Raw genomic sequence first — 26,048 nt, forward strand, 5'->3', positions numbered from 1 at the left:
GCCCGGGTTCAGGCCGTCATCGCCTGGTCGGGCGCGGCCTGGGGTTGCGGGACCGGTTCCGGTGCCGCCGGCGCCACCCGCTGCCCGGCCTGGGCGATCACGTCGTGCACGAAGCGCAGCTTGCGCAGGGCGTTCTCGCTCAGCGCGAACGGGTAGGCGTCGTCCTGGCCCAGGCTGCGGTTCAGGCTGTTCAGCAGCAGCGTCACCGGGACCCACTGGTCGATCCAGGCGTCGAAGTCGCTGTTGGCATCGAACGGATCGGCCGTGCGGCTGCGCTGCGCGCCGTCGGTGCCGGGCAGCACGATGCGGGTGCGGTAGGAGGCCGCGGTCTCCAGCAGGTCCACCATGTGCAGGTAGTGGGCCCAGGTCTCGGCCCAGTCTTCCCACGGGTGGGCGGCGGCATAGGCGCTGACGAAGTCCGGCCGCCAGTCCGGGCGCTGGTCGCCGGCGGCGTAGTGCGCCTGCAGCGCCTGCATGTAGTCCATGCTCTCGTCGCCGAACAGCGCGCGGAACGCCGCCAGGCGGTCGGGATCGTCGCGGATCAGCCGGTCCCAGTAGTAGTGCCCGCTCTCGTGGCGCAGGTGGCCCAGCAGCGTGCGGTACGGCTCGAACAGCTCGACGCGGCGGCGCGCGCGCTCATCGTCGTCGGCCTCGGCCACGTTCAGCGTGATGACGCCGCTGGCGTGGCCGGTCATCACCGGCGGTTCGCCGGGCAGGTCGGCCAGGAATTCGTAGACCGGGCCGTCGTCGGCGCGCGGATCGGCCAGGCCCAGCCGCAGCAGGGTGTACAGCAGCCGGCGCTTGGCGGTCTCGATGCGCATCCAGCGCGTCAGGTTTTCCGGCACCGACAGGTCCGGCAGCATGCGGGTCTGCCGGCACGACATGCACAGCGGGTTCGGATCGTCCTGCGCCACGGTGAAGTTGCAGGCCTGGTGGTGCACCTGGTTGTCGCACAGGCGGTAGTGCGGCGGCACCGCGTCCGCCGGCGCCGCATCGTCGGCGGCACGGCGCTGCCACAGCGGGGCGGTGGGGGCGCCGTCGGCGGCAGGCGGCGGGTCCGGCACCGGCTCGATCGCCGCCACCGCCATGAGCTCGGGAATGAACGCGAGCGCGCTGCCGCAGTACAGGCACTGCACGTTCTCGAAGAAGACGGGGTGACCGCAGTGGTCGCAGCTGAAGATCTGCATGGAATGCTCCCGGCAAGGACCCGAAAAAAGGGGCGCGCGCCGTCCCGGCGCACGCCCCCCACCCATGGGGCGCGGCGGCCCGTATCAGGGGCGCACGGCCAGCGTGTTGCGCACTTCGCGCACGCCCTTGACGCTGCGCGCCAGCGTCTCGGCCCGGCTGCGTTCGGCATTGGACTTGGCGAAACCGGACAGGGCCACGGTGCCGTTCAGCGTCTGCACGTTGATGGCGCCGGCGTCCACCGTCTTGTCCTCGATGAACTTGGCCTTGACGGCGGTGGTGATGGCCGCGTCGTCGACGTAGGCGCCCACGGTTTCCTGGTTGCGCGCGACGGCGCAGCCGGTGATGACGGCCACGTTCAGTGCGGCAGCCAGGGCAAAGGCGATGGGACGGATGTAGCGCATGGAGAGCTCCTTGGTCTTGGATTGTTGTGGTGCACTGGGATGCAAGCGCGGCGGGCTGCACGAGGCCCGCCGACTCGTCATGTGCCGCAGGGAGCGACGCATGTCCTCCTCCTCACGGAGAAAGAGCTCTGGGCGGCCGGGCCGCGGGCCCGGCAGGCCATCGGTATTCATGGTGCCAGCGGTTCGCCTGGTGCGCCGGGCGCAGCGGCGAACGACTGCACGGTGGCCTTCACGTCGGACGACTTCATCAGCGCCAGCACGAGGCCGGTCAGCGGCAGCAGCCGCCAGCCGCGCAGCAGCGCCAGGCCGGCGCCGATGCCGGCCGCGATGCCGACCAGCCGGTAGGGCCGCGCGTGGGCGTAGTCCTCCAATGCGGGCCGGGCCACCGCCACCGCATCGTGGACCGGATGCGAATCCCACCAGACGCGGGCGGCGCGCCGCACGCGCGGCAGGAAGCCGCGCGCCGGCTCCTGCGGCTCCGCCGCCCGCGGCCGGCGCCGCCGGCGGGCGAGCTGGAGCGCGATCGCGGCACGCGTGGCATCCAGCCGCTCCGCGGGCGTCAGCGGGGGCTGCTGCGGCGTCGTCGGCTCAGTGTCCATGGCGGGCATCTCTGCTGGCGCGCAGCAGGCCGACGTCGGCGGCGACCTGGCGGCGCAGTTCGGCGAAGCGTGGCGCGCCGCTGCCGGCGCGGCCGGCCAGCAGGGCCAGCAGCGCGACCAGCAGCGCCGCGCCGGGCACGGCGGCCAGCGCCCAATGGAACTGGCCGTTGACGGCCGCCAGCATCGCCGCGATGCCGGCGAACGCCACGAACAGCAGCGCGGCAACGCCGGCGACCGCCCAGGCGAGCATGCGCCGCTTGAATTCCCGGCCGGTCGCCGCCGCTTCCTCGCCGGCCAGGGTCACGTAGGCGGAGAGGTGGTCCACGACCAGATCCGGCCGCGCGACGACCGTCGAGAAGATGGGGTGCAGCATGGCGGCGGCTCTGCGGGCGTCGGTGTGTCAGCGCGTGTCGCGTGGGTCGCGGCGGCGGCGCGCGGACGCCAGGGCCAGTGCCGCGATCACCGCGCCGGCCGCGGCGGCGATCAGGATCGCACGCACCGGCTGGTCGGAGACGTAGCGTTCGGTGGCATCGGCGTACTGGCGCAGCGAGCGCTGGGCGCGGGCGCCGGTCTCGTTCGCCAGGTCCAGGCTGCGGTGCGCCAGCCGCTGGGCGCTGGCCGCCAGTTGCTCGACGGTGGGGTCGAGGCGGTCGCGCAGGCGGCGCACCGTGCGGTCGGCGCCGTCGAGCGCCTGGTTGGCGAAATCCCGCGTCGAGGAGACGGCTTCCTGGGCGGTGTGCATCACCCGGTCGGTGACGTGGCGGCCGAGTTGTTCGGCGTCGCGGGACAGGCGGTCTTCGGTGGAAGGGTGCATGGCAGGTTTCCTCGTTGACTGTTCTTGGAAGGGGTGAGCGAGCATTGTGGGCCGGCGGGCGGATTGCCGCTAGTTGCGGCGTACCAGGCTCACGACGAAGCCTACGACGGCCATGATCAGGAAGATGAAGAACAGGATCTTGGCGATCTCGACCGCGCCGGCCGCGATGCCGCCGAAACCGAACACCGCGGCGATCAGCGCGATGACGAGAAAGACAACCGAGTAATGCAACATGGCGGATCTCCTGGGGCTGGTGATGCGACCGGTCGGTGGCTGCGATCTGGTCTGGCGCCAGCTTATGGAATCTGCCGGCCCTGCTGGATCGGCTGCCGGCGGATCGCTTCGTCGGCAGCGGCGCGCTGGCCGCGTAGGAGTCTGCCGACCTGCGCCATGCGGTGGCTTCAGGCCGTGCCGTCCGCCGGCGTGGCGGCGGTGGCCATCGGCAGCGTCGCGGCCACGCGCGTGCCCTGGCCCGGCGCCGAGGTGATGCTCAGCCGCCCGCCGGCGGCCTCGACGCGGTGGCGCATGCCGGCCAGGCCATGGCTGTCGGCCGGCATGGTCTTGCCGGTGTCGAAGCCCTGGCCGTCGTCCTGCACCTCCACGCGCATGTGGTTGCCCAGGTGCTCCATGCGCACCTCGACCTGGCTGGCGCGGGCGTACTTGCTGATGTTGGTCAGCGACTCCTGCACCAACCGATAGACGGTGAGCTCGGAGGCCTCGTCGAGCTCCACCGGCTCCAGGCTGGTGGTCACCTGCAGCCCCGAGCGTTCGCCGAACTCGCGCGCCAGGATCTCCAGCGAGGTCACCAGCCCCAGGTTGGTCAGCGAGGAGGGGCGCAGGTCCTCGATGATGCGGCGCTTCAGCGCGATGCCGCTGTTCAGCGTGTCGGTCAGGTGCTGCAGGCGCTGCAGCGCGTCCGGCGCGTCGTTGCCCAAGCGCGACTTCAGCCGCGCCACGTCGAGCTTGGCGGCGGTCAGCAGCGCGCCCAGTTCGTCGTGCAGCTCGCGCGCGAGGTGGCCGCGCTCGCGCTCGCGCACCTGCTGCAGGTGCGTGGCCAGCTCGGCCAGGCTGGCGGTGCGATCCTTGACCAACTGGCCCAGCTGGTCGCGCTCGCGCTGCAGGTCTTCCTGCACGCGCTGGTCCACGGCCTGCAGCCGTCGCGTCTGGCGCAGGTACATGTAGAAGGCCAGCAGGCCGACCAGCGCGACCAGGGCCACGCCGATGCGCGAGCGCTGCAGCGCCTCGGTGATCTGTTCCTCGCTGGCGGCCTGGCGCCGCATGGCGGTCTGCAGCAGCAGCCCCGATTGTTCGCGGATCGCGTCCATGTGCTCCTGGCCGACGCCGGTGCCGAGCACGAACTTCCAGGCGTCCTCGTGGCCCTGCTTGCGCAGCCGCACGCTGACGTCCATCTCCGCCAGCTTGCGCTGCACGTTGCGCGACAGTTCGGCGAAGATGCTCATCTCCGCCCGGTCGTGCAGGTACTGGCTGCGCAGCAGGTCCAGGTTCTGCGCGATCACGGCCGTGGCGTTCTCGTAGGGCTGCAGGTAGCGCTCGTCACCGGTCAGCAGGTAGCCGCGCTGGCCGGTCTCGGCGTCCAGCATGCGCTGCAGCAGCTGCGTGACGGCGGCGCGCGTCTGCTGCACGTGCGACATGCTCGCCAGCGCTTCCATCGCGCGGCTGTGGCCGGTCTCGTTGATCACGATCAGCGCCACGGTCGCCAGCAGGGCCAGCGGCAGGCTGATCGCCATCTTGGGGATGGACAGCCAGCGCGGCCGTCGGGGGCGCGGGTGCGGCGCGCTCACGGGCTCAGAAGCCGAGAATGGATCGATCGCGCCCACGACGGGGTGCGCCAGGCCACGGGCGTAGGGACGGGCCGCTGGTGCCTGGGGAAGGACTGCAACGCCTGCATGGGGCTTGGCATGCCCCGGCCCGAAGGGTGAGGCCCCGGGCATGGTGTTGGCGATGCACGTGAACGCTCATCGGGCACCTCGCGTGGGCGTGAGGGATGCGTTCACGGCTTCTCAGGTCTTCGCCGCGTGCTCGACGCAGAAATCGATCAGGGCGTCGATCTCGTTGGACTTGTCGAACACGGCGTCCACGCCCAGCTGGGCGCAGCGCTTGCGGATGTCGGGCGTCGCGTAGTTGGACAGCACCACCAGCTTCTGCCCGGGCGCGCGGTCGCGGCAGGCGTTCAGGATGCCCAGGCCGCTGCCCTGCTTGAGAAACAGGTCGACGATCGCCAGATCCCAGCGCTGGGCGTTGCCGACCAGCCAGGCCTTGCCTTCGTTTTCGGTCTCGGCGCTGCCTACGGCTTCGATGTTGGCCAGTTCCTCCAGCGTCGCGACGAGGTTCTCGCGGATGGTCGGGTTGTCTTCGACGATGTAGGTTCTGAGCGCCACGGTGGTGTTCTGTCGGACTGCGGGCTCCGGATGGCAGCTCTGGCGGCGTGCGGGGGAGGCTGGCCGCACTTTACGGCCGCCGGGTCCGCGCATTCTGCCAGCGGGCCGGGCCGTTCGCCGTAGGAGCCGGCCTACAGGCCGCCGGCGGGCCGGCGCGCTACGCCCGGCCGATGATGGAGGCCGTGGCCATCAGTTCCTCCAGCAGCGCCAGCGACACCTTGCCGGAGACGGCATAGGGGTCCAGCTCGGCCTTTTCGGAGTACTTCAGCAGGATCGAGTGGTTCAGCTTGTTCAGGTTGGCCTGGCCCATGGTCCAGCCGCCGAACCGGCGCTCGGAGATCTCCTCGTAGTGCAGCAGCGTCACGTCCTTGTGGCGTGCATCCTTCTGGATGTGGGCGTACAGCGCGTTGACGGCGGCGCGGCCGCCCTCGATCGCCTGCAGGAAGATGCCGCCGCCATAGCACAGGATGCCGGTGATGCCGCACTGCGGGTTGTGGGAGCGGCCCTCGGCCAGGATGTTCTCGATGGCCTGCGCGCCGGTGTCCACGGCGCGGCTGGCGTACAGCAGGCGTACCAGCATGTCGTTCAGCCTTTGCGTTGGGGGATCAGCGCGAGGAATTCGCGGCGCAGGTTGGGATCCTTCAGGAACACGCCGCGCATGACCGAGTTGATCATCTTGCTGTCCATGTCCTTCACGCCGCGCCAGGCCATGCAGTAGTGGCTGGCCTGCATCACGATGGCCAGGCCGTCGGGCTGGGTCTTCTCCATGATCAGGTCCGCCAGTTGCACCACGGCTTCCTCTTGGATCTGCGGGCGGCCCATGATCCACTCGGCCAGCCGCGCGTACTTGGACAGGCCGATCACGTTGGTGTGCTCGTTGGGCATCACGCCGATCCAGACCTTGCCGATCACCGGGCAGAAGTGGTGCGAGCAGGCGCTGCGCACGGTGATCGGGCCGACGATCATCAGCTCGTTCAGGTGCTCGGCGTTCGGGAACTCGGTGATGCTGGGCGGCTGGACGTAGCGGCCACGGAACACCTCGTTCACGTACATCTTGGCCACGCGGCGCGCGGTGTCGCCGGTGTTGTGGTCGCCCTCGGTGTCGATGACCATGCTGGACAGCACGCCCTCCATCTTGTGCGTGACCTCGTCGAGCAATTGCTCCAGTTCGCCGGGCTTGATGAAGTCGGCGATGTTGTCGTTGGCGTTGAAGCGCTTCCTGGCGGCCACCAGCCGTTCGCGGATCTTGACCGAGACCGGCGTGCCTTCGTCTTCGGACGTTTGGGGGGACAGCGCTGCTGCGCCAGGCGGGTGCATGAGCATCGTGGAATATTAACGCAGCACCCCCGCGGCGGGCAGCAGCGCCTCCAGCTCGGCCAGCGTGCCGGCTTCGTGCAGCGGCTTGTCGCCGCGGATGCGCAGCATGCGCGGGAAGCGCACCGCGATGCCGCTCTTGTGCCGCGGGCTGCGCGCGATGCCTTCGAAGCCCAGCTCGAACACCAGGCTGGGCCGCACGCTGCGCACCGGGCCGAACTTCTCCAGCGTGGTTCGGCGGATCACGGCGTCCACGCGGCGGAACTCTTCGTCGGTCAGGCCCGAATAGGCCTTGGCGAAGGCGACCAGCTGCAGCGCGCCCGGCTCGGCCGGGCGGCGCGCGGCGATGGCGTCGAGCACGGCCTGGGCCTCGGCGGCATCCCGCGGCGTGCGGCTCCAGACCGCGAAGGTGTAGTCGGTGTAGACCGAAGCGCGGCGGCCGTGGCCGGCCTGGGCGTAGACCAGCACCGCATCCACCGTCATCGGGTCGATCTTCCATTTCCACCACAGGCCGCCCTGCCGGGTGCGCCCGGTGCCGTAGGCGGCGTCGCGGTGCTTGAGCATCAGGCCCTCGACGCCATCCTCGCGCGACCGGGCGCGCGCGGCGGCCAGCGCCGGCCAGTCGGCGCCGGGTACCAGCGGCGACAGGCGCAGGGACGGATGCCCGGCGAGCAGGCGTTCCAGCAGCGTGCGGCGCTCGCGCTGGGGCAGGGCGCGGCAGTCCGCGCCGTCCAGCTCCAGCAGGTCGTAGGCCACGAACCGGGCCGGCAGCTCGGCCAGCAGCTTGCGCGTCAGCGTCTTGCGGCCGATGCGCTGCTGCAGCGGGGCGAACGGCGCGGGCTGCGGCGCGCCGTCCGGCCAGACCAGGATCTCGCCGTCCAGCACGCAGCCGTCCGGCAGCGTGGCCGCGGCGGCGGCGATCTCGGGGAAGCGCTCGGTCACCAGTTCCTCGCCGCGCGACCACAGCCAGGCCTGGCCGGCGCGCCGGACGATCTGGCCGCGGATGCCGTCGTACTTCCATTCCACCTGCCAGTCGGCCACGGGGCCGAGCCGCAGGGCCAGGTCGGCTGGCGGCGCGTCGAGCTGGTGCGCGAGGAAGAAGGGGTAGGGCAGGCCGGGCTCGGCGGGCTGGCCCGGCGCATCGTGCGTCAGTGCGTGCAGGCGCTCGGGCGTCGGCAGGCTGCGCGCATCGGTGTAGCCCATCATGCGCTGGGCCACGCGCCGGGCGTCCACGCCTGCGTGCGCGGCCAGCGCGCGCTGCACCAGCAGCTTGCTGACGCCGACGCGCCAGCCGCCACCGACCAGCTTGACCAGCAGGAAGCGGCCCTGCGGATCGAGCTCCTGAAAGTAGCCGCGCACGCGGGCCGCGACCTCGGCCTCGGGCAGGCCGCGCAGCGGCAGCAGCCGCTGCTCGACCCAGGCTGCCAGGCCCAGTGTGCTGCCGCCGGCGCTGCCCAGCGGCAGCACGTGGGCGATGGTCTCGGCCAGGTCGCCGACGGCCTGGTAGCACTCCTCGAACAGCCAGTCCGGGATGCCGGCCATCTCGCGGGCCAGCGCGCGCAGCGTGGCCGTGCGCACCACCTGGCGTGGCTTGCCGCCGGCCAGGAAGTACACGGCCCAGGCCGCGTCGGCCGGCGGCGCGGCGGCGAAGTAGCGCTGCAGCGCCTGCACCTTGGCGGCGGTGGAGGTGGTGGCGTCCAGTTCGCTGAACAGCTGCGCGAATCGCTTCATGCGGCGCCCTCCGGCTCCAGCGCGTCGTCGCCGTACTCGGTCCGGAACGCGCCGGCCTGCAGTCCCTGCTCGGTCAGGTAGCGCACCAGGGCCGCGGTGCTGCCGTGCGTGACGATCACGCGGCCGGCGCCGGTGGCGCCGATGGCCTGCAGCAGGCCGGGCCAGTCCGCGTGGTCGGACAGCACGAAGCCGCGGTCGTAGCCGCCGCGCCGGCGCGCGCCGCGCAGCTGCATCCAGCCGCTGGCGAAGGCGCTGGAGAACTCGCCGAAGCGCCGCGCCCAGGGGCTGGCCACGGCGCTGGGCGGGCACAGCACCAGCGCGCGGCGCAGCAGGGCACGGTCCGCCACCTCGGTGGCGAGCGCGGTGGCGGGCAGGGCCACGCCGGCGGCGCGGTAGGCGGCGTTCAGCGGTTCGACCGCGCCATGCACCAGGATCGGCCCGATCGCCGCGTTCACCCCGGCCAGGATGCGCTGGGCCTTGCCGAAGCTGTAGCAGGCCAGCACGCTGGCGCGGCCGGCCTCGGCGTTGGCCTGCCACCAGGCGTCGACCTCGGCGAACAGCTCGGCATCGGCGCGCCAGCGGTAGATCGGCAGGCCGAAGGTCGATTCGGTGATGAACACGTCGCAGCGCTGTGGCTCGAACGGGGCGCAGGTCGGGTCCGGCGCGACCTTGTAGTCGCCGCTGGCGACCCACACCCGTCCCGCGTGCGCCAGCCGCACCTGGGCCGAGCCCAGCACGTGGCCGGCCGGGTGCAGCGACAGCTCCACGCCGTGGTGCACGATGCGCTCCCCGTACGGCAGCGTCTGCAGCGCGATGTCGCCCAGGCGCTGGCGCAGCACGCCCTCGCCGGCGGCCGCGGCGAGGTAGTGGCGGTGGCCGGGCCGTGCGTGGTCCGCATGCGCGTGCGTGATCACCGCGCGTTCGACCGGCCGCCAGGGGTCGATGTAGAAATCGCCGGGCGGGCAGTACAGGCCTTCGGGGCGCTGGACGACGAGGTCGGCCATGGCCTGCTCAGCGCGGGCGGCGCGTGGCGGTCGGGCCCGGGCGCGCCATCAGCGGCCCGCGAAGCGCGGCAGCATCAGGATGGCCTCGGCGTTCGAGGCGGAGAAGCAGGCATTGGCCGCCGCGCGCCAGGGCAGCCACTGCCAGGCCGTGTGCTCGCGCGGGTTCAGCCGCACCGGCGTGCCGGCCGGCACCTGCAGGCCGAACACGTGCTCGGTGTTGTGCAGCACGCCGGGCGCGTAGCGGTGCAGCCACTCGGGGTAGATCTCGTAGACGTTCTCCAGGCCCCAGTCGAGCAGGCCGTCGCCGCAGGCGATGCCGGTTTCCTCGAACACTTCGCGCCGGGCCGTGTCGTGCAGGTCCTCGGCCTCGCTGTCCTTGCTGCCGGTGACGGACTGCCAGTGCGCCCGCGCGTCCGCGCGGCGGATCAGCAGCACGTCCAGCGCCGGGGTGTGGATCACCACCAGCACCGATTGCGGGATCTTGAAGGGGCGCGCCATCCGGGGGATTCTAGGAGCGGGGGCCTGGCGCCCCGGCTAGAATCAGTCACCGGGCCCAAGTTATTGCAGCCCGGTTTTTCGTTGCCCGCGTGCCAGGCCATGCGGGGGCGGGCCGGCTTCAGTCCAAGCGCTCAATCCTTTGTTCAAGCATTGACGAAAGCTGGATTGCCATGGAAATCTTCGACTACGACAACGTTTTGCTGCTGCCGCGCAAGTGCCGCGTGGAGAGCCGCTCCGAATGCGATGCCAGCGTGACGCTGGGCAGCCGCAGCTTCCGCCTGCCGGTGGTGCCGGCCAACATGAAGACCGTGGTCGACGAGCGCACCTGCCTGTGGCTGGCGCAGCACGGCTACTTCTACGTGATGCACCGCTTCGACCTGGATAACGTGGCCTTCGTGCGCCGCGTGCGGCAGGCCGGGCAGTTCGCCTCGATCTCGCTGGGCGTGAAGCAGCCGGACTACGACACCGTGGACCGCCTGGCCGCCGAAGGCCTGGTGCCCGAGTACGTGACCATCGACATCGCGCACGGCCATGCCGACAGCGTGAAGAACATGATCGCGTACCTGAAGGACAAGCTGCCGGCGGCCTTCGTGATCGCCGGCAACGTCGGTACGCCGGAGGCCGTGATCGACCTGGAGAACTGGGGCGCGGACGCGACCAAGGTCGGCATCGGCCCCGGCAAGGTCTGCATCACCAAGCTCAAGACCGGCTTCGGCACCGGCGGCTGGCAGCTGTCGGCGCTGAAGTGGTGCGCGCGCGTGGCGACCAAGCCCATCATCGCCGACGGCGGCATCCGCGAGCATGGCGACATCGCCAAGTCGATCCGCTTCGGCGCGACCATGGTCATGATCGGTTCCATGCTGGCCGGCCACGAGGAATCGCCGGGCCAGACCGTGGAGGTCGACGGCCGGCTGTACAAGGAGTACTACGGCTCGGCCAGCGACTTCAACAAGGGCGAGTACCGCCACGTCGAGGGCAAGCGCATCCTGGAGCCGATCAAGGGCCGGCTGGCCGATACGCTGGTGGAAATGGAGCAGGACGTGCAGAGCTCCATCAGCTATGCCGGCGGCCGCAAGCTGATGGACATCCGCAAGGTGAACTACGTGATCCTGGGCGGCGACAACGCCGGCGAGCACCTGCTGATGTAGTCAGGCCGCGACCAGGCTGCGCGCGGCGAGGAAGCATTCGACCTCGGCGTAGTCCGGCCCCTCGGCGACGCCGCCGGCGCGCAGGCACTTGAGCGCCGCGGCCGCGCAGGCGAAGCGCATGGCCTCCTCGTCCGGCAGGGCGCGCGCCATCGCCATGGCCAGCGCGGCGTGGAACACGTCGCCGGCGCCGTTGGTGTCCACCGCCTGCACCGCGAAGGCCGGCAGGCTGCGCAGCGGCCCGCCCGGGCGCATCCAGCGCACGCCCTGCGCGCCCAGCGTCACCGCGGCCAGGTGGGCGCCGGCGCGCAGCGCCGCGGCCAGGCCGTCGGCCAGCGTGCGGCGCGGCGCGAAGGCCGCCAGGCCCGCTTCGGAGAACACGGCCCAGTCGGCCTGCGCGGCCAGCGCCTGCAGGTCCTCGCCCGGCGACAGGTCGCCGTCGAGCAGCGAAGGCACGCCGGCCCGGCGCGCCCAGCCCAGCGCGGCCAGTGCGCCGGGCATCCAGCGCGGATCGGCCATCAGCACGTCGCAGCCGGACAGCACCGAGACGTCCAGCGGCGCCGCGCGCAGCAGCGCGTCGCCGCGGTGGTTGAAGATCTGCCGCTCGCCCTGGGCATCGATGACCACGGCGGACACCGACGATGCCGCGCCCGGCACGCGCTGCAGCTGCCGGCAATCCACGCCGCAAGCCTGCAGCCGGCGCAGCAGGAACGCGCCGGCCTCGTCGTCGCCGATCGCGCCGTGCAGCCGGACCTGCGCGCCCAGGCGGGCCGCGGCGATCGATGCATTGGCCGCCATGCCGCCCGAGAGCGCGCGGTAGGCGTTCGCCGGCGTCTTGGTCGGCTGTGCCGGGAACGTGTCGATCGCGAAGCAGTGATCGAGCGCCGCATGGCCCACGGTGCAGAGCCGCCAGGTGCCGCATTCGCCCATCATGTCCTCCCTGTCGTGGTGTCGGTCCGCGATGGTAAGCGGACGTTCCGCACGAAGTTCTTGCGCAAGGTGTAAAAAATAGGTTATAATCGCAGGCTTTCGCACAACACAAAGAGTTGATGCGAGAAGGCCGAAACATCGGAAGCACCGTATTTCGGGCTCTTAGCTCAGTTGGTAGAGCAGCGGACTCTTAATCCGTAGGTCGAGTGTTCGAGTCACTCAGGGCCCACCAAGAATATCTTGGTAGATCAAGCACTTAGCGCGAAGGCGCTAAGTGCTTTTTCTTTTGCGGAGCGCGGATATGTGCCGCAGTTTCATATCCAACTCTGTCAGAGTATGGCGATCCCATCGGCACATCGCATTTCCGGGCGCCCGGGCGCTCAGCTCTTCAGATACGCGAGGGCCTGGGCGTGCAGCGCGGGCGTGGCGGCGGCGACCACCCGGCCGTCTGATTCCATGTCCAGCGGCTGGCCGCGCCAGTCTGTCATCACGCCGCCCGCTTCGGTGACGAGGGGGGCGAGCGCCAGGTAGTCGTAGGGCTGCAGCCCGGTCTCCACCACCAGGTCGATCTGGCCGCCCGCGAGTTGGGCATAGGCGTAGCAGTCGCCGCCAAAGCGGCGCAGCGCGCAAGCGCGCGAGAGGGCGTCGAACGCGGCCCATTCGGCAGGGTTGAACATGTCGGGCGAGGTGCTCTGGATGCGTGCCTCGGCCAGCGTCTGGCAGCTGCGCACCTGCACCGGCTGGCCGTTGCGCGCCGCGCCCTGGCCGGCGATGCCGACCCAGCGCTCGCCCAGCAGCGGCATGTCGGCCAGGCCCAGCACGGGCTGGCCGTGGCGCAGCAGCGCCACCAGCGTGCCCCACAGCGGCGATCCGGTGATGAAGCTCTTGGTGCCGTCGATGGGGTCCAGCACCCAGACGTACTCGGCCTGCAGGCGCTCGCGGCCGTGTTCCTCGCCGAGGATGCCGTGCGTGGGCGCGTGCTCGGCCAGCAGGGCGCGCATGGCGGCCTCGGTTTCGCGGTCGGCGCGGGTGACGGGGCTTTCGTCGGCCTTGCTGATCACGTCCAGCGGCGTGCGGAAGTAGGGCAGCGCATGGGCGCGGGCGGCGTCGGCGAGGGCGTGGGCCAGGGCGAGGAAGGGCGGGCTGGTGTGGTTCATGGTGTGCAGTGGTCGTGGCACGGTTGATGCGTGGAAATTATTGTGCAAAACCAATAAATTGCACAAATGCAATCAAACGCACAATCATGAGGCGCTCTTTCGAGGTGCGCCACCCGCCCTGCACCGATATGGAGAAAACCGCCATGCGCCCAGTTGCCGGCATTGCCGCCGCCGCCGTCACCCGGTCGTCTGCCGCCGGCGCAGGGGTGGGCACGCGATGCACCCGCTCGTACGGCGGGTCGGCATAACACAATGGCGCCATGCTGCAGGAAGAGCGATTCATCCGCATCCGCGCGCTGCTGGCCACGCTGGCGCGGCTGGATACCGAGCGCCTGGCGCAGGAACTGGGCGTGTCGCGCGAGACGGTGCGGCGCGACATCATGGCGCTGCAAGAGCAAGGCGTGCTGCGCCGCGTGCACGGCGGCGTGATCGCGGCGGGGCCGGAGCCCGAGCCGCCGCTGGCCGTGCGCCAGGCGGTGCGTGCCAAGGAAAAGCGCGCCATCGCCCGCGCCGCCGTGCGCTTGCTGGAAGCCGGGCAGACGCTGTTCGTCGACGCGGGCAGCACGACGACGATCCTGGCCGAGGAACTGTCCGCGCTGGCGGGCCTGACCATCGTCACCAACGGCCTGGCGGTGGCGCAGCGCCTGGCTGCCGCGCATCCGGGGCGCAACGAAGTGATCCTGCTGGGCGGCAGCGTCGACCCCGCGCTGCAGGCCACGCATGGTGGCGCGACCGTGGCCGAGATCTTCCGCTTGCGGGCCGACGCCGCGCTGCTCTCGCCCGTGGGCGTGCACGCGCAGCACGGCGCCACCAGCTTCGACCACCGGGAGGCTGCCGTGGCCCGCGCCATGGCGCAGCAGGCGCAGCGCCTGATCGTGCTGGCCGACCACAGCAAGATCGGCGTGGTCAGCCGCGTGTGCTATGCCGAGGCGCAGCGCATCGACACCCTCGTCACCGACGCGGGTGCGCGGGCGGTGCCCGCGCTGGCGGACTGGAAGGCCGCAGGGCGGCAGGTGGTGATGTGAGCATGCCCCCATCCGCCCCCTATACCCATACCGCCGCCGGCACGCGCTGGCAGTTCGGCAGCCTGCGCGAGCTGATGGCCAAGGCCACGCCGCCGCGCTCGGGCGACGCGCTGGCGGGCATTGCCGCTGCCACGGCGGTCGAGCGCATGGCCGCGCGCATGGCGCTGGCCGACGTGCCGCTGCGCCGTTTCCTGACCGAGGCGCTGGTCCCGTACGAGCGCGACGAGATCACCCGCCTCATCATCGACACGCACGATGCCAGCGCCTTCGCCCCCATCGCGCATCTGACGGTGGGCGCGCTGCGCGACTGGCTGCTGGCCGACGCCGCCACGCCCGAGGCGCTGGCCCAGGTGCGCGCGGGCATCACGCCCGAGATGGCTGCCGCCGTGAGCAAGCTCATGCGCAACCAGGACCTGATCGCCGTGGCGCGCAAATGCCGCGTGGTCACGCGCTTTCGCAATACCATCGGCCTGCCCGGCCACATGGCCGTGCGCCTGCAGCCCAACCACCCGACGGACGACGTGCGCGGCATCGCCGCGTCGATGATCGACGGCCTGCTCTATGGCGCGGGCGACGCCGTCATCGGCATCAACCCCGCCACCGACAGCGTGCCCGCGCTCACCGGGCTGGTGCACCGGCTGGCCGAGGTGATCGAGCGCCTGGCAATCCCCACGCAAGCGTGCGTGCTCACCCATGTGACCAACACCGTGCAGATGATCGAGCAGGGCGCGCCGGTGGACCTGGTCTTCCAGTCCGTGGCGGGCACCGAGGCGGCCAACGCCAGCTTCGGCGTGAGCCTGGCGCTGCTGCGCGAGGCGCGCGAGGCGGCGCTGTCATTGAAGCGCGGCGCGGACTTCGGCGACGGCGTGGGCGACAACGTCATGTACTTCGAGACGGGCCAGGGCAGCGCGCTGTCGGCCAATGCCCACCACGGCGTGGACCAGCAGACCTGCGAGGCGCGTGCCTACGCCGTGGCGCGGGCGTTCGCGCCGCTGCTCACCAACACCGTGGTCGGCTTCATCGGGCCGGAATACCTGTTCGACGGCAAGCAGATCATCCGCGCCGGGCTGGAAGACCACTTCTGCGGCAAGCTGCTGGGCGTGCCGCTGGGCTGCGACGTGTGCTACACCAACCACGCCGAGGCCGATTCCGACGACATGGACACGCTGATGACCCTGCTGGGCGTGGCGGGCGTGCCCTTCATCATGGGCGTGCCGGGCGCGGACGACATCATGCTGGGCTACCAGAGCACCTCCTTCCACGACGCGCTGTACCTGCGCCAGGTGCTGGGCTTGAAGCGCGCGCCCGAGTTCGAGGCCTGGCTCGAGCGCATGCGCATCACCGGCGAGGATGGCCGCCTGCTGCCGGCAGGCGAGAGCCACCCGGCGCTGGCCCGCATGCGGCAACTGGGGATGACGGCATGAGCCAAGGCCGCCACCAGCCCGCCGCCGATCCCTGGGCCGACCTGCGCGCCCATACGGCCGCACGCATCGCGCTGGGCCGCAGCGGCGCGGCCATGCCCACGCACGAGCTGCTGCGCTTCGGCCTGGCCCACGCGCAGGCGCGCGACGCCGTGCATGTGCAGCTCGACACCGCCGCCGTGGCCGCTGAACTGCAGGCCCAGGGCCATGCCACGCTGCACGTGCAAAGCGCCGCGCCCGATCGCGCCGCCTACCTGCTGCGCCCCGACCTGGGCCGGCGTCTTGGCGCAGCCGATGCGCAGGCGCTGGCCGCGTCGCAAGAAGGCGGCTGCGACCTGCTGCTGGTGGTGGCCGACGGCCTCTCGTCGCTGGCCGTGCAGCGCCACGCTGCCGGGTTGGTGCGGCACATCGGCGCCGCGGCGCCCGAGGGCTGGCGCATCGGCCCCGTCGTCATCGCCACGCAGGCGCGCGTGGCGCTGGGCGACGACATCGGCGCGGCGCTCAAGGCGCGCATGGTGGCGGTGCTGATCGGCGAGCGCCCCGGCCTGTCGGCACCCGACGGCATCGGCATCTACCTGACGTGGCAGCCGCAACCGGGCCGCCACGATGCGCAGCGCAACTGCATCTCCAACGTCCGCCCCGAGGGGCTGCCCCTGCCGGCCGCCGCCGCCCGCCTGTGGTGGCTGTGCCGCGAAGCCCGCCGCCTGGGGCTGACGGGCGTGAACCTGAAGGACATGAGCGACGTGGAAGTGCTGGCGCCCGCAGGCGTGCAGGGGACCGCGTTGCGATGAAAAGGCGAGCTGCTCACGCTGCGGCGGCGTGTCGCCGAAGCCTTGCGCAGGACGCCGCCCAGATGCCCGCGCTGCCTGCGCGCCACGCACGACTCCGGGTGTGACGCAGTGGCCGGTCACGCATCCCCGGTGGCGCGCAGCCGGCTGGGGGCGAGGGCGCCGGCGGATTCGAGGATCGGGTAGGCGATCGAGCACATGTGCGAGTTGATGCGCTTGAGGTCGCTGATCAGGTCGATGTGCAGCGAGCTCGTCTCCATGCTCTGCACCGCGCGGTCCGACAGGCGCATCAGGTGCGTGGCGGCGTAGGCGCGCTCCAGCTCGCGGAAGCGCACCTTCTCCTCCAGCAGGCGCTGTGCGTCGCGCACGTTGCCGTTGAGGAACACGCTCATGCCCAGGCGCAGGTTGCCGACCAGGCGCTCGTGCAGTTCGACGATCTCGGCCATGCCGGCTTCGGAGAACTCGCGCCCCTTGCTGATCTTCTTTTCCTCGATGTCCTGCAGCACGCGCTCGATGATGTCGCCCACCTGCTCCATGTTGATGGTGAAGCTGATGATGTCGGCCCAGCGGCGGCTCTCCTCCTCGCCCAGCGCCTCGCGCGAGATCTGGGTCAAGTAGTACTTGATGGACGAATACAGCGTGTCTACCTCGTCGTCCATCTTGCGCAGCCGCTCGGCGAGCGGCTGGTCGTCGTGGCGGATGACCTGCAGCATGCCCAGCAGCATGGTCTCGACCACGTCGGCCTGGTGGAGCGCCTCGCGCGCCGCGCACGAGATGGCGAGCGACGGCGTGGACAGCGCCGATGGGTCCAGGTGGTGCGGCCGGTGGCGCTGGTTGCCCTCGGGCCGCGGCATGAGCCGCGCCACCCACTTGGCCACCCACTGCGTGAAACCGATGAAGCCGACGCTGATGATCACGTTGTAGGCCAGGTGGAACAGCACCACGCCCTGCGTGGCCGAGGGCAGCAGCGGCTGCACGTGGCGCAGCCACAGGCCGATGAACGGCGCCACGATCACGACGCCCATCACCTTGAAGACCAGGTTGCCCACCGTGACCTGCCGCACCTCCACGGCCGACCTGGCCGTGGTCAGCACCGCCACCAGCCCGCTGCCCAGGTTGGCGCCCAGCACCAGGCCCAGCGCCACGTCCAGCGGCACCACGCCGGAGGCGGCCATCGCCGCGATCAGCAGCACGATGGCCAGGCTCGAGTACGCAAGGACGGCGAGCGCCGCGCCCAGGATGATCTCCAGCGTGATGTCGCTGCTCACCGACCCCAGCACGGCCCGGATGGCGGGCGAGGCCAGCATGGGGCCGCTGGCCTGCACCACCATCTCCAGCGCCAGCAGCATCAGCCCCAGGCCGATGAGCGCCTCTCCCACGCGCCCGGCGGCGTTGGCCTGGCGCCGGATGAACAGCACCACGCCGACGAAGATGAACAGCGGTGAGAGCCACGACAGGTCGAACGAGAACAGCACCGACATCAGCGCCGTGCCCACGTCGGCCCCGCGCATCACCGCCAGCGCCGCGGGCAGCGTGATGAGCCCCTGGCCCACGAACGACGAGGTCATGAGCGACGTGGCCGTGCTCGACTGCACCAGCGCCGTGACCCCCATGCCCGAGAGCGCCGCCGTGAAGCGATTGCCCATGCTGCGCGCGAGCAGGGTGCGCAGGTTGGCCCCGAATACCCGCAGCACGCCGGTGCGCACCAGGTGCGTACCCCAGACCACCAGGGCGATGGCGGCGAGAAGATTCAGCAAATGTTTCATGGACGGAGCCCTGCCCTGGGCAGGGCCTGGCGAGGCGACGGTACGGCGCGGCCGCCTTAGGCCGGACGGGGCCGCTCGCCTGCCTTCACACGTTGCCCGATCGCGTCCAGCACGGGCAGCAGGTCGGCCACGGTGTCGATCACATAGTGCGCGCCTGCGGCCCGCAGCGTGGCGCCGGCCGCGCTGCGCACCTCGGCTTGCGCGGCGGCCGGCAGCGCCTGCCATGCGGCCAGCGGCAGGCCGGCCGCGTTGCCGCTGACGGCCAGGCCCACGGTCCAGGTGCCGGCGTTCAGGCCTTCCTCGATGCCGACGCCGGTGTCGTCCACCTTGACCACGGTGTGCGGATGCCAGATGTCCAGGTCGGCGAAGCACTGCCACATCATCGCCGGGCCAGGGCGGCCCGAGGCCAGGTCGCCGGCGCAGACCATGTTGTCGGGCACGTAGCCGCCGGCGGCGGCCAGCGGCGCGAGGATGTCCATGATCGGCCGGTTGTAGCCGGTGGTGGAGCCGATCTTCAGGCCCAGGGCGCGCACGGCGTTCACCGTCTCGACCGCGCCGGGGACGAAGTCGGCGAAGTCGGCCACCACGGCGGCGTTCATCGGGGTGAAGACCTCGTACAGCGCGTCCACGTCGGCATTGCAGAACTCCCGGCCGTGGAGCGCCAGCCACTGGCTGCGTACGTCGGCCAGCTGGCCCAGCGCGTGGATGTGGTCCCACTTGGCCATGCCCATCGGGCCGCGCGCCTGGTCGATGGTGATGCGGACCCCGTACTGGGCGAACAGCTTGACAAAGGCGCCCATGGGCGCGCAGGAGCCGAAGTCCACGATGGTGCCGGCCCAGTCGAAGACGACGGCGCTCAAGGTGTCGGGTGCGTGTGTTGGCATGGCGTTGTTTCTTGCAGAGGTCGTTGGAAGGAGGGTGTGGCTCACCAGGCCTCGAACACGTCTTCGGCAATGCCGAAGGCGGTGCTGGCGCCGGTGCCGCTGGTGACGATGACCAGGCGCGTGGCATCGTCGGGCGCGTCGATCAGGCAGTCGCCCTGCGGCGACGAGGGGTAGACGCCGACCCAGCGCTCCAGCACGCGGGGCTGCTCCAGGTGCAGCGCCTTTTGCAGCTGCTCGAGCATCAGCGTGTCCACGCGCTCGCTGGCGAACGGCATCGGCGCGCCCGGGCTGTAGTGGTGCGAGTCGCCCACGACCAGCGAGCCGTCGGCGCTTTGCACGGCGATCAGGTGGATACCGTGTTCCAGCGCCTCGTTCTCCGCCTCGCCCTGGATCTGCTCGAGCAGGCGGGCGGCCGCGGGCAGCGCGCTGTAGCCGTGGTAGCGCACCAGGCTCAGGTCGGACATGACCGAGCCGGGCAGCTGGAAGCCCGCAGGCGTCGCCACGCGCAGCATCTGCAGCTGGCACAGGCGGATGGGGTAGGCGGACAGGCGCTGGGCGTACAGGCCGTTGATGTCGATGTTGGTGCAGACGGCCACGCGCTCGGCCCGCAGCACGCCGCGCGAGGTGCGCACCTGCGGCGCGGCGGCTTCGAGCACGGCCTCGTTGAAGCGGAAGGTCACGCCCATCTGCTGCGCCAGCCAGTGCGTCAGCTGGCCGATGGCGACGCGCGATTCGACGCGCATCTCGTGCGGGCTGTAGAGCACCGACTGGGCCGCGTCCAGCCGCAGTTGCGGCGCGCGTCCGGCGGCCTGCGCGGGCGTGAGCAGTTCGCACCCTGCGGCCATGTCGGTCTGCATGAACTCTTCGAGCACCGCGTGCGCACGGGGGCGGAAGGCCGTCACGTACAGGCCGCGGTGGATCACGTCGATGCCGGCCTTGGGCGCCACGTCGGCCCAGACCTCGCGGGCGCGGCGTGCGCGCCGGTGGGTGTCGCCCGCGCCCTGGCCGGTGACGGTGACGAAGCCGAAGTTGCGCACGGAAGCGCCCACGCAGGCGGCGTCGCGTTCGACCACGCACACGCGCAGGCCGCGCTGCGCGGCGACGTAGGCATGGGCCAGGCCCACGATGCCCGCGCCGACGACGATGAGGTCGAAGCTGGTGTTGGATTCAGTCATGGTGTGTGCAAGAAGTGGTTTGCATGGAATCGGCCTCCAGCGCCTGCTGTACGAGCGCTGGCAGCGAGAGGAAAACGAGCGTCCCTAGCGTCCCGCCCGCCGCCATGCCTGCGTGCTGTGCTGCATCCACAGCCCCAGCAGGTGGTAGAGGCCAGTGGCGGCCACCGATGCCAGCACGATCAGCACCGCCATCGCGGCGGCGGCGCCGGTCTCGCCGGACTCGTCGAGGTTGAGGATGGCGACCGAGGCCAGCTTGGTGTCCGGCGAGTAGAGGAACACCACGGCGGAGATGGTGGTCATCGCATTGATGAAGAAGTAGCGCGACACGTCCAGCAGCGCGGGCAGGCAGATCGGCAGCGTCACCTTCCAGAAGGTCTTGTACAGCGGCACCTTCAGCGAGTCGGAGGCGGCCTCGAATTCGCCGTCCAGCGCCTTGAGCGCCGTCGTCAGCGTCAGGTGGCCGGTGGTGTAGAAGTGCACGGTCGTGCACAGCACCAGCAGTGCCAGCGTCTGGTACAGGCCCCCCAGCGGGTTGCCCGGCGCATTGAAGAAGAAGATGTAGCCCAGGCCCAGCACCAGGCCGGGCACGGCCATCGGCAGCATCGCCAGCAGCCGCAGCAGGGCGCGCACGGCGGGCATGCCCTGGGTCTTCTCCAGCAGGTACGCGCCGACGAACACGACCGCCGGGCCGATCACGGCCGTGGCCGCGGCCATCTTCAGGCTGTTGAGCATCGCGTCGCCCACTTCGCCCTCCACCAGGCCGTAGATGTAGTGGTGCAGGCCGGGGCTGAGGTTATAGGGCCAGAACTTGGCGAGCGAGGCGAACACCGCCATGCCGAACATCGCCAGCATCAGCGCGCAGACCAGCACGCAGAACGCCGTCATCAGGGCATCGAAGCGCGGCGAGCGCCTGGGCGCCAGCGGCACGGCCCGGGCCGTGAGCATGGCCGACTGGCGGCGCTGCACATGCCAGTCCACCACGAAGGTCAGCACGGCGGGCAGCAGCAGCAGCAGGGCGACGACGGCGCCGCGCTGGAAATCCTGCTGGCCGATGACGAGCTTGAACACGTCGGTCGCCATCACGTTGAAGTTGCCGCCCACCACCTTCGGGATGCCGAAGTCCGTCAGCACCAGCGTGAACACCACCAGCGCGGCGGAGATGAGGCCGTACTTGGCGCCGGGCAGCGTGATCGTGACGAACTTGCGCCAGGTGCTGGTGCCCATCGAATCGGCCGCCTCGTACAGCCGTGCGTCGGCCATCGACAAGGCGGTGACCAGGATCATCAGCGCGTGCGGAAACACCGCGAAGCATTCGGCCAGCACGATGCCCGAGGCGCCGTAGATGCCGTCGAAGCCCAGCGCCAGCCAGAACTGCTTGCCGATGCCCTGGTTGCCGAACCAGTAGATCAGCGCGATGGCCGACAGCATCGACGGCGCCAGCAGCGGCAGCAAGGTGATGGTGCGCAGCAGCCCCTTGAGTGGCATGCAGCTGCGCGTGAGCGCATAGGCGAAGGTGAAGGCCAGCGGGATCACGATGGCGGTCACCAGCAGCGACACCCACAGGCTGTTCCAGAAGCTGTGCAGCAGCGCGGGCGATGCGAGGTAGCCGACAAAGGCCTGCCAGGCGCTGGCCTGCGTGGAACCGGGCGCGAAGGCGTGCAGCAGGATCGCCAGCAGCGGCCCGGCCAGAAAGACCAGCAGCAGCAAGGCGATGGCCAGCAGCACGCCGTGGGCGATGCGCTCCGTCCAATGGGTGTGCAGCCGCAGCGGCGCGCCTTTGACGACGAAAGTCATGGTGCGGGCCTTTCAGGAGGCTTCGGGGCGCGGGAACACGCGGAACTTCTCCGTCTGCAGCGCAAAGCCGATCGGCGCGCCGGCGCGCACCTGCATGTCGGCCATCTGGTGGGCCGACAGCTGCAGCTGCAGCGCCTGCCCGTCCCACTGCGGCACCTCGACCTCGGCCAGGCAATGGCTGCCCAGGAACTCCACCTGGCGTACCGTGCCGTGCACGCTGGCGGCGCCGACGGCGCCGCTCGGCAGCCAGTCCTCGGGACGGAAGTAGATGGACACGGCGCTGCCGGGGCGGTATTCGGCGCTGGCGGCGCTCTCGCAGCCGAGCACCTGCTGGCCGCAGCGAAAGCGCCGCCCGCCTTCGGCCACCGCGTCGAGCCGGTTGGCCTTGCCGACGAACTCGGCGACGAACGGCGTGGCCGGCTCGCGGTACACCTGCATCGGCGTGCCCACCTGCTCGATCACGCCGCCGCGCATGACGACGATGCGGTCGGCCACCGTCAGCGCCTCTTCCTGGTCGTGCGTGACCATGATGGTCGTCACGCCCAGGCTCTGCTGCAGCGCGCGGATTTCGTTGCGCAGCCGCACGCGCACGATGGCGTCCAGTGCGGACAGTGGCTCGTCGAGCAGCAGCAGGCCCGGCGAGGTGGCCAGCGCGCGGGCCAGGGCCACGCGCTGCTGCTGGCCGCCGGACATCTGCGCCGGATACTTGTGCCCGCTGCCCGGCAGCCCCACGAGCTGCAGCAGCTCCTGCACGCGGCTGTCCACGGCGCTGCGCGGCTGCTTGCGATTGACCAGCCCGTAGGCCACGTTGTCGGCGATCGTCAGGTTCGGAAACAGCGCGTACGACTGGAACACGATGCCGTAGTCGCGCTGCGCGGGCGGCAGCAGCGAGATATCGCGCCCCGCCTGCTGCAGCGTGCCGCTGCTTTGCGTCTCCAGCCCCGCGACGATGCGCAGCAAGGTGGTCTTGCCGCAGCCCGACGGCCCGAGAAAGCAGATGAACTCGCCCCGCCGGATGCTCAGGCTGATGTCGTCGAGTGCGGTGAATGCGCCGAACGACTTGTGGATGTGCTCGATGTGCAGGTACGTCTCTGGGGACATGGCCGGGCCGCCTTCGCGCGCGATCACTTCTTCGGTTCGCTCTTGGCGTCGTAGCGCTTGGACCACTCGGCCAGGATGCGCTCGCGGTTCGCGGCGGACTGGTCGAAATCCATCTTGACCAGGCGCGACTCGTAGTCGTCCGGGATGTTCGCCAGCTTGGGCGCGACGCCGGGCATGGCGGTGATTGCGAAGTTCTTGCCGTACAGCACCATCGCGTCCTTGGACGAGGCCCAGTCGGCCAGCTTCTTCGCGGCGTCCAGCTTCTTCGTGCCCTTGTGGATCGCCAGGCCCTCCAGGTCCCAGCCCAGCCCTTCCTTGGGAAAGACCAGCTCGATCGGCGCGCCCTTGGCCTTGGTGCTGTGCGCGCGGTACTCGAACGAGATGCCGGCCACGTACTCGCCCTGCGCCGCCATGTTGCAGGGCTTGGAGCCCGAGTGCGTGTACTGCGCGACGTTCTCGTGCAGCGCATCCATGTACTTCCAGCCGCCGCCCTTGCCGCCGTCGTCGCCCCACAGCTGCAGCCAGGCCACCACGTCGAAATAGCCTGTGCCCGACGAGGCTGGGTTGGGCATCACGATCTGTCCCTTGAACGCGGGCTGGGTCAGGTCGTGCCAGCTGGTGGGCAGGGGGATGTTGCGCTTCTTGGCCTCCACCGTGTTGAAGCAGATGGTGGCGCCATACACATCCATGCCCCACCAGGCGGGCGGGTTTTTCTTGTCCCGGTACTGCGGCGAGATGGCGCCCAGGTTGGCGGGCGCATAGGGTTCGAGCATGCCTTGCTGGCCGAACAGCGCCAGGCTGGATGCCGCCACGCCCCAGATCACGTCGGCCTGCGGGTTGGCCTTTTCGGCGATCAGCTTGGCGGTGATGACGCCGGTGGAGTCGCGCACCCATTTCAGCTCGATCTCGGGGTGCGCCTTCTTGAAGCCCTCCTGGTAGGCGCGCAACTGGTCGGTCTCCAGCGCGGTATAGACCGTCAACTGCGTGCCTTGTGCATGGGCCGCGCCGCTTGCGGCCAGCAGGCCTGCCAGAAGTGTTTTCCAGGCTTTCATCATGACTCCTTGTCGGGTGGAAGAAGGAAGAGGACGAAAGCCTTCTAGCAATATGGATGCCAGTTCTTGATTGAAGATTGTAGACAATCTGCAATAGAATCAGGCCATCCATGAGCGAAGCCACCCCGCACAGCACCGCCATTGCACTGTTGCAGCGCAACTCGCTGGCTACTTTGGTGCAGGCCGAGATCGAAAAGCGCATCCTCGACGGCAGCCTGCCCGCGGGCGGCAAGCTCACCGAGGCGGCGATCGCCGAGCGCCTGGGCGTCTCGCGCGGCCCGGTGCGCGAGGCGTTCCGCATGCTCGACGAGGCGGGCCTGGTGCAGACCGAGAAGAACCGGGGTGTCTTCGTGCGCAGCGTGTCGCTGCAGGAGGCGCTGGAGATCTTCGAGCTGCGCGCGCTGCTCGAGCAGCACGTGGGCGCCAAGGCCGCCGAGGTCGCCACGCCCGCCGACGTGCGCGCGCTCAAGGCGCTGCTGCGCGACATGGCGCAGGCCGCGCGCGACGGCGACATGGATGCCTACCACCGGCTCAACCTCGGCTTCCACGACCGGCTCTTCGCGCTGGCCGGCAACCGCAAGCTCACGGACACCTACCAGCGGCTGGTCAAGGAGCTGTCGCTGTTCCGGCGCCAGAACCTCAGCGCCGAATCCATGCGGCGCTACACGGCCGAGCACAGGGACATCGTCAAGCACATCGCGGCCGGCGACGCCCAGGCCGCCGGGCAGGCCATGTACCGGCATGTGATGGGCAGCCGCGAACGAACCCTGGAGAACTACCGCCGCCAGCATGGCGAGCCCGGACCCGCCGCCGCATCCGTGCCGCCCCCGCAGTCATGACGGGTGGCCTGACCACCCCGATCGTGCTCGCCGTGCTGCTGGGCGCGCTGCTGCACGCATCGTGGAACGCGCTCATCAAATCGGCCGCCGACAAGGCGCTGGACACCGCGCTCATCCACGCGCTGGGCGGCTTCGTCGGCCTGGCGCTGCTGCTGGCCTGGGGCGGGCCGCGCGCGGCGGCCTGGCCGTACATCGCCGCCAGCATCGTGGTGCACGTGGCCTACTACGCTACGCTGGCCGCCGCCTACCAGCACGGCGACCTGGGGCTGACCTACCCGGTCATGCGCGGATCGGCGCCGCTGCTGGTGGCGTTGGCCGGCAGCCTGGTGCTGGGCGAGCGCATCGCCTGGATCGCATGGCTGGGCGTGCTGGCGATCAGCCTGGGCGTGCTGGCGCTGGGCTTCGCGGGCCGCCACGCGCCTGGCGGCAGCCACCGCAAGGCGCTGGGCTTCGCGCTGACGAATGCCGCGCTGATCGCCGTCTATACCGTGATCGACGGGCTGGGCGTGCGCGCAGCGGGCGATGCGGTGGCCTATGTGGCCGCGCTGTTCATGCTAGATGCCGTGCCGTACTTCACGATGGTGATGGCGCGCCGCGCACCGGCGCAGCGCAGCGAGGCATGGGCCTACATGCGCCGGCGCTGGCCGGTGGCGGGGCTGGGCACCTTGGCCTCGCTGACCAGCTACGGCATCGCGCTGTGGGCGATGACGCGCGCGCCCGTGGCCCTGGTGGCGGCGCTGCGCGAGACCTCGGTGCTGTTCGCCGTGCTGATCGGCGCGCTGTGCTTCGGCGAACGCCTGGGCGCGCCCAAGGTGCTGGGCGTGTCCATCATCGTCGCGGGGGTGTGGCTGTTGCGGCTGGGGTAGCGACACGGGGCACGGGCATGGTTCGTGCGCCGAGCAGGGAACCGCATCCCGGCGCCTGGACGAGGAGCGCCGCCAGGTGCGCCATATGCACCCGCCGCATATGGAAGCCTGGTTTTCTTCGTTCCCTTCGCATGGACGGCTGCGGACACTGGCCCGC

27 protein-coding genes and 1 tRNA gene are annotated in these 26,048 nt (G+C 70.6%); 7 read left to right on the forward strand and 21 right to left on the reverse strand.

Features of this window, described 5'->3' with window-relative positions; all coding sequences use genetic code 11:
- Nucleotides 1–8: 8 nt before the first annotated feature.
- The 13 genes from QM782_RS17485 to nudB all read right to left on the reverse strand — a co-directional run bounded on the left by QM782_RS17485 (nt 9) and on the right by nudB (nt 9,948).
- The gene (locus QM782_RS17485; protein ID WP_415204169.1) at nt 9–1,187 is read right to left on the reverse strand and encodes a putative zinc-binding metallopeptidase; all 1,179 of its coding nucleotides are present in this window, start codon (nt 1,185–1,187) and stop codon (nt 9–11) included.
- 84 nt (nt 1,188–1,271) lie between these two features.
- The gene (locus QM782_RS17490; protein ID WP_415204170.1) at nt 1,272–1,589 is read right to left on the reverse strand and encodes a BON domain-containing protein; all 318 of its coding nucleotides are present in this window, start codon (nt 1,587–1,589) and stop codon (nt 1,272–1,274) included.
- 167 nt (nt 1,590–1,756) lie between these two features.
- Entirely contained in the window at nt 1,757–2,188 is a 432-nt protein-coding gene (locus tag QM782_RS17495; protein ID WP_415204171.1) for a hypothetical protein, read from the reverse strand.
- Nucleotides 2,178–2,561, reverse strand: coding sequence for a hypothetical protein (locus QM782_RS17500; RefSeq protein WP_415204172.1), 384 nt, complete (start codon nt 2,559–2,561; stop codon nt 2,178–2,180). Before QM782_RS17500 ends, QM782_RS17495 begins: the two co-directional genes overlap by 11 nt.
- A gap of 27 nt (nt 2,562–2,588) precedes the next feature.
- Nucleotides 2,589–3,002, reverse strand: a complete 414-nt coding sequence (locus QM782_RS17505) for a hypothetical protein (RefSeq protein ID WP_415204173.1) — start codon at nt 3,000–3,002, stop codon at nt 2,589–2,591.
- A 69-nt stretch (nt 3,003–3,071) separates the two neighbouring features.
- Complete coding sequence (locus QM782_RS17510; RefSeq protein WP_415204174.1) at nt 3,072–3,236, reverse strand: DUF1328 domain-containing protein; 165 nt, start codon at nt 3,234–3,236, stop codon at nt 3,072–3,074.
- A gap of 167 nt (nt 3,237–3,403) precedes the next feature.
- Complete coding sequence (locus QM782_RS17515) at nt 3,404–4,750, reverse strand: CHASE3 domain-containing protein (RefSeq protein WP_415205676.1); 1,347 nt, start codon at nt 4,748–4,750, stop codon at nt 3,404–3,406.
- A gap of 273 nt (nt 4,751–5,023) precedes the next feature.
- Nucleotides 5,024–5,401 (reverse strand): response regulator, encoded by a 378-nt coding sequence (locus tag QM782_RS17520; protein ID WP_415204175.1) that lies wholly within the window; start codon nt 5,399–5,401, stop codon nt 5,024–5,026.
- A 157-nt stretch (nt 5,402–5,558) separates the two neighbouring features.
- The gene (locus QM782_RS17525; protein ID WP_415204176.1) at nt 5,559–5,981 is read right to left on the reverse strand and encodes a BLUF domain-containing protein; all 423 of its coding nucleotides are present in this window, start codon (nt 5,979–5,981) and stop codon (nt 5,559–5,561) included.
- 5 nt (nt 5,982–5,986) lie between these two features.
- The gene (folE, locus tag QM782_RS17530) at nt 5,987–6,718 is read right to left on the reverse strand and encodes a GTP cyclohydrolase I (RefSeq protein WP_415205677.1); all 732 of its coding nucleotides are present in this window, start codon (nt 6,716–6,718) and stop codon (nt 5,987–5,989) included.
- A gap of 15 nt (nt 6,719–6,733) precedes the next feature.
- Nucleotides 6,734–8,446 (reverse strand): ATP-dependent DNA ligase, encoded by a 1,713-nt coding sequence (locus QM782_RS17535; RefSeq protein ID WP_415204177.1) that lies wholly within the window; start codon nt 8,444–8,446, stop codon nt 6,734–6,736.
- Nucleotides 8,443–9,450 (reverse strand): ligase-associated DNA damage response exonuclease, encoded by a 1,008-nt coding sequence (locus QM782_RS17540; protein ID WP_415204178.1) that lies wholly within the window; start codon nt 9,448–9,450, stop codon nt 8,443–8,445. The genes QM782_RS17535 and QM782_RS17540 overlap by 4 nt, the downstream gene beginning before the upstream one ends.
- A 48-nt stretch (nt 9,451–9,498) precedes the next feature.
- Nucleotides 9,499–9,948 (reverse strand): dihydroneopterin triphosphate diphosphatase, encoded by a 450-nt coding sequence (gene nudB / locus QM782_RS17545; protein WP_415204179.1) that lies wholly within the window; start codon nt 9,946–9,948, stop codon nt 9,499–9,501.
- A gap of 170 nt (nt 9,949–10,118) precedes the next feature.
- Here nudB and QM782_RS17550 point away from each other — a divergent pair, with 170 nt between their 5' ends.
- Nucleotides 10,119–11,096: a GMP reductase gene (locus QM782_RS17550; RefSeq protein ID WP_415204180.1), complete on the forward strand. Its 978-nt coding sequence runs from the start codon at nt 10,119–10,121 to the stop codon at nt 11,094–11,096.
- Here the strand turns inward: QM782_RS17550 and QM782_RS17555 are convergent, their stop codons facing one another.
- Entirely contained in the window at nt 11,097–12,026 is a 930-nt protein-coding gene (locus tag QM782_RS17555; RefSeq protein ID WP_415204181.1) for a PfkB family carbohydrate kinase, read from the reverse strand. It lies immediately after the preceding gene.
- Nucleotides 12,027–12,179: 153 nt separating this feature from the next.
- Here QM782_RS17555 and QM782_RS17560 point away from each other — a divergent pair.
- A tRNA-Lys gene (locus tag QM782_RS17560) sits at nt 12,180–12,255 on the forward strand.
- 148 nt (nt 12,256–12,403) lie between these two features.
- Here QM782_RS17560 and hisN read toward each other — a convergent pair.
- Nucleotides 12,404–13,180 carry a histidinol-phosphatase gene (gene hisN / locus QM782_RS17565; protein ID WP_415204182.1) on the reverse strand — a complete coding sequence of 259 codons (777 nt, stop codon included), beginning with the start codon at nt 13,178–13,180 and terminating at the stop codon, nt 12,404–12,406.
- 260 nt (nt 13,181–13,440) lie between these two features.
- Between hisN and QM782_RS17570 the strand changes: the two genes are divergently transcribed.
- Genes QM782_RS17570 through eutC form a run of 3 tightly spaced genes read left to right on the forward strand, consistent with a single transcriptional unit; the run spans nt 13,441 to nt 16,417 of the window.
- Nucleotides 13,441–14,205 (forward strand): DeoR/GlpR family DNA-binding transcription regulator, encoded by a 765-nt coding sequence (locus QM782_RS17570; RefSeq protein WP_415204183.1) that lies wholly within the window; start codon nt 13,441–13,443, stop codon nt 14,203–14,205.
- Between the two features lie 2 nt (nt 14,206–14,207).
- On the forward strand, nt 14,208–15,629 hold the full coding sequence (locus QM782_RS17575) for an ethanolamine ammonia-lyase subunit EutB (protein WP_415204184.1): 1,422 nt from the start codon (nt 14,208–14,210) through the stop codon (nt 15,627–15,629).
- Entirely contained in the window at nt 15,626–16,417 is a 792-nt protein-coding gene (gene eutC / locus QM782_RS17580; protein WP_415204185.1) for an ethanolamine ammonia-lyase subunit EutC, read from the forward strand. Before QM782_RS17575 ends, eutC begins: the two co-directional genes overlap by 4 nt.
- Nucleotides 16,418–16,533: 116 nt before the next feature.
- Here eutC and QM782_RS17585 read toward each other — a convergent pair whose 3' ends face one another.
- The 6 genes from QM782_RS17585 to QM782_RS17610 all read right to left on the reverse strand — a co-directional run bounded on the left by QM782_RS17585 (nt 16,534) and on the right by QM782_RS17610 (nt 24,186).
- Complete coding sequence (locus tag QM782_RS17585; protein WP_415204186.1) at nt 16,534–18,180, reverse strand: Na/Pi cotransporter family protein; 1,647 nt, start codon at nt 18,178–18,180, stop codon at nt 16,534–16,536.
- Between the two features lie 56 nt (nt 18,181–18,236).
- Entirely contained in the window at nt 18,237–19,064 is an 828-nt protein-coding gene (gene phnX / locus QM782_RS17590; protein ID WP_415204187.1) for a phosphonoacetaldehyde hydrolase, read from the reverse strand.
- Between the two features lie 41 nt (nt 19,065–19,105).
- The gene (locus QM782_RS17595; RefSeq protein ID WP_415204188.1) at nt 19,106–20,239 is read right to left on the reverse strand and encodes a TIGR03364 family FAD-dependent oxidoreductase; all 1,134 of its coding nucleotides are present in this window, start codon (nt 20,237–20,239) and stop codon (nt 19,106–19,108) included.
- 84 nt (nt 20,240–20,323) lie between these two features.
- A complete protein-coding gene (locus QM782_RS17600; RefSeq protein WP_415204189.1) occupies nt 20,324–22,033 on the reverse strand; it encodes a putative 2-aminoethylphosphonate ABC transporter permease subunit in 1,710 nt (569 codons plus the stop codon).
- A gap of 12 nt (nt 22,034–22,045) precedes the next feature.
- Nucleotides 22,046–23,134, reverse strand: a complete 1,089-nt coding sequence (locus tag QM782_RS17605; RefSeq protein ID WP_415204190.1) for a putative 2-aminoethylphosphonate ABC transporter ATP-binding protein — start codon at nt 23,132–23,134, stop codon at nt 22,046–22,048.
- 23 nt (nt 23,135–23,157) lie between these two features.
- Nucleotides 23,158–24,186, reverse strand: a complete 1,029-nt coding sequence (locus QM782_RS17610) for a putative 2-aminoethylphosphonate ABC transporter substrate-binding protein (RefSeq protein WP_415204191.1) — start codon at nt 24,184–24,186, stop codon at nt 23,158–23,160.
- A 110-nt stretch (nt 24,187–24,296) separates the two neighbouring features.
- Here QM782_RS17610 and QM782_RS17615 point away from each other — a divergent pair, with 110 nt between their 5' ends.
- Nucleotides 24,297–25,025, forward strand: a complete 729-nt coding sequence (locus QM782_RS17615) for a phosphonate utilization associated transcriptional regulator (protein ID WP_415204192.1) — start codon at nt 24,297–24,299, stop codon at nt 25,023–25,025.
- Nucleotides 25,022–25,891 carry an EamA family transporter gene (locus tag QM782_RS17620; RefSeq protein WP_415204193.1) on the forward strand — a complete coding sequence of 290 codons (870 nt, stop codon included), beginning with the start codon at nt 25,022–25,024 and terminating at the stop codon, nt 25,889–25,891. The genes QM782_RS17615 and QM782_RS17620 overlap by 4 nt, the downstream gene beginning before the upstream one ends.
- Nucleotides 25,892–26,048: the final 157 nt, after the last annotated feature.

Source organism: Pseudorhodoferax sp., assembly GCF_047601025.1.
Taxonomy (GTDB): Bacteria; Pseudomonadota; Gammaproteobacteria; order Burkholderiales; family Burkholderiaceae_C; genus Pseudorhodoferax.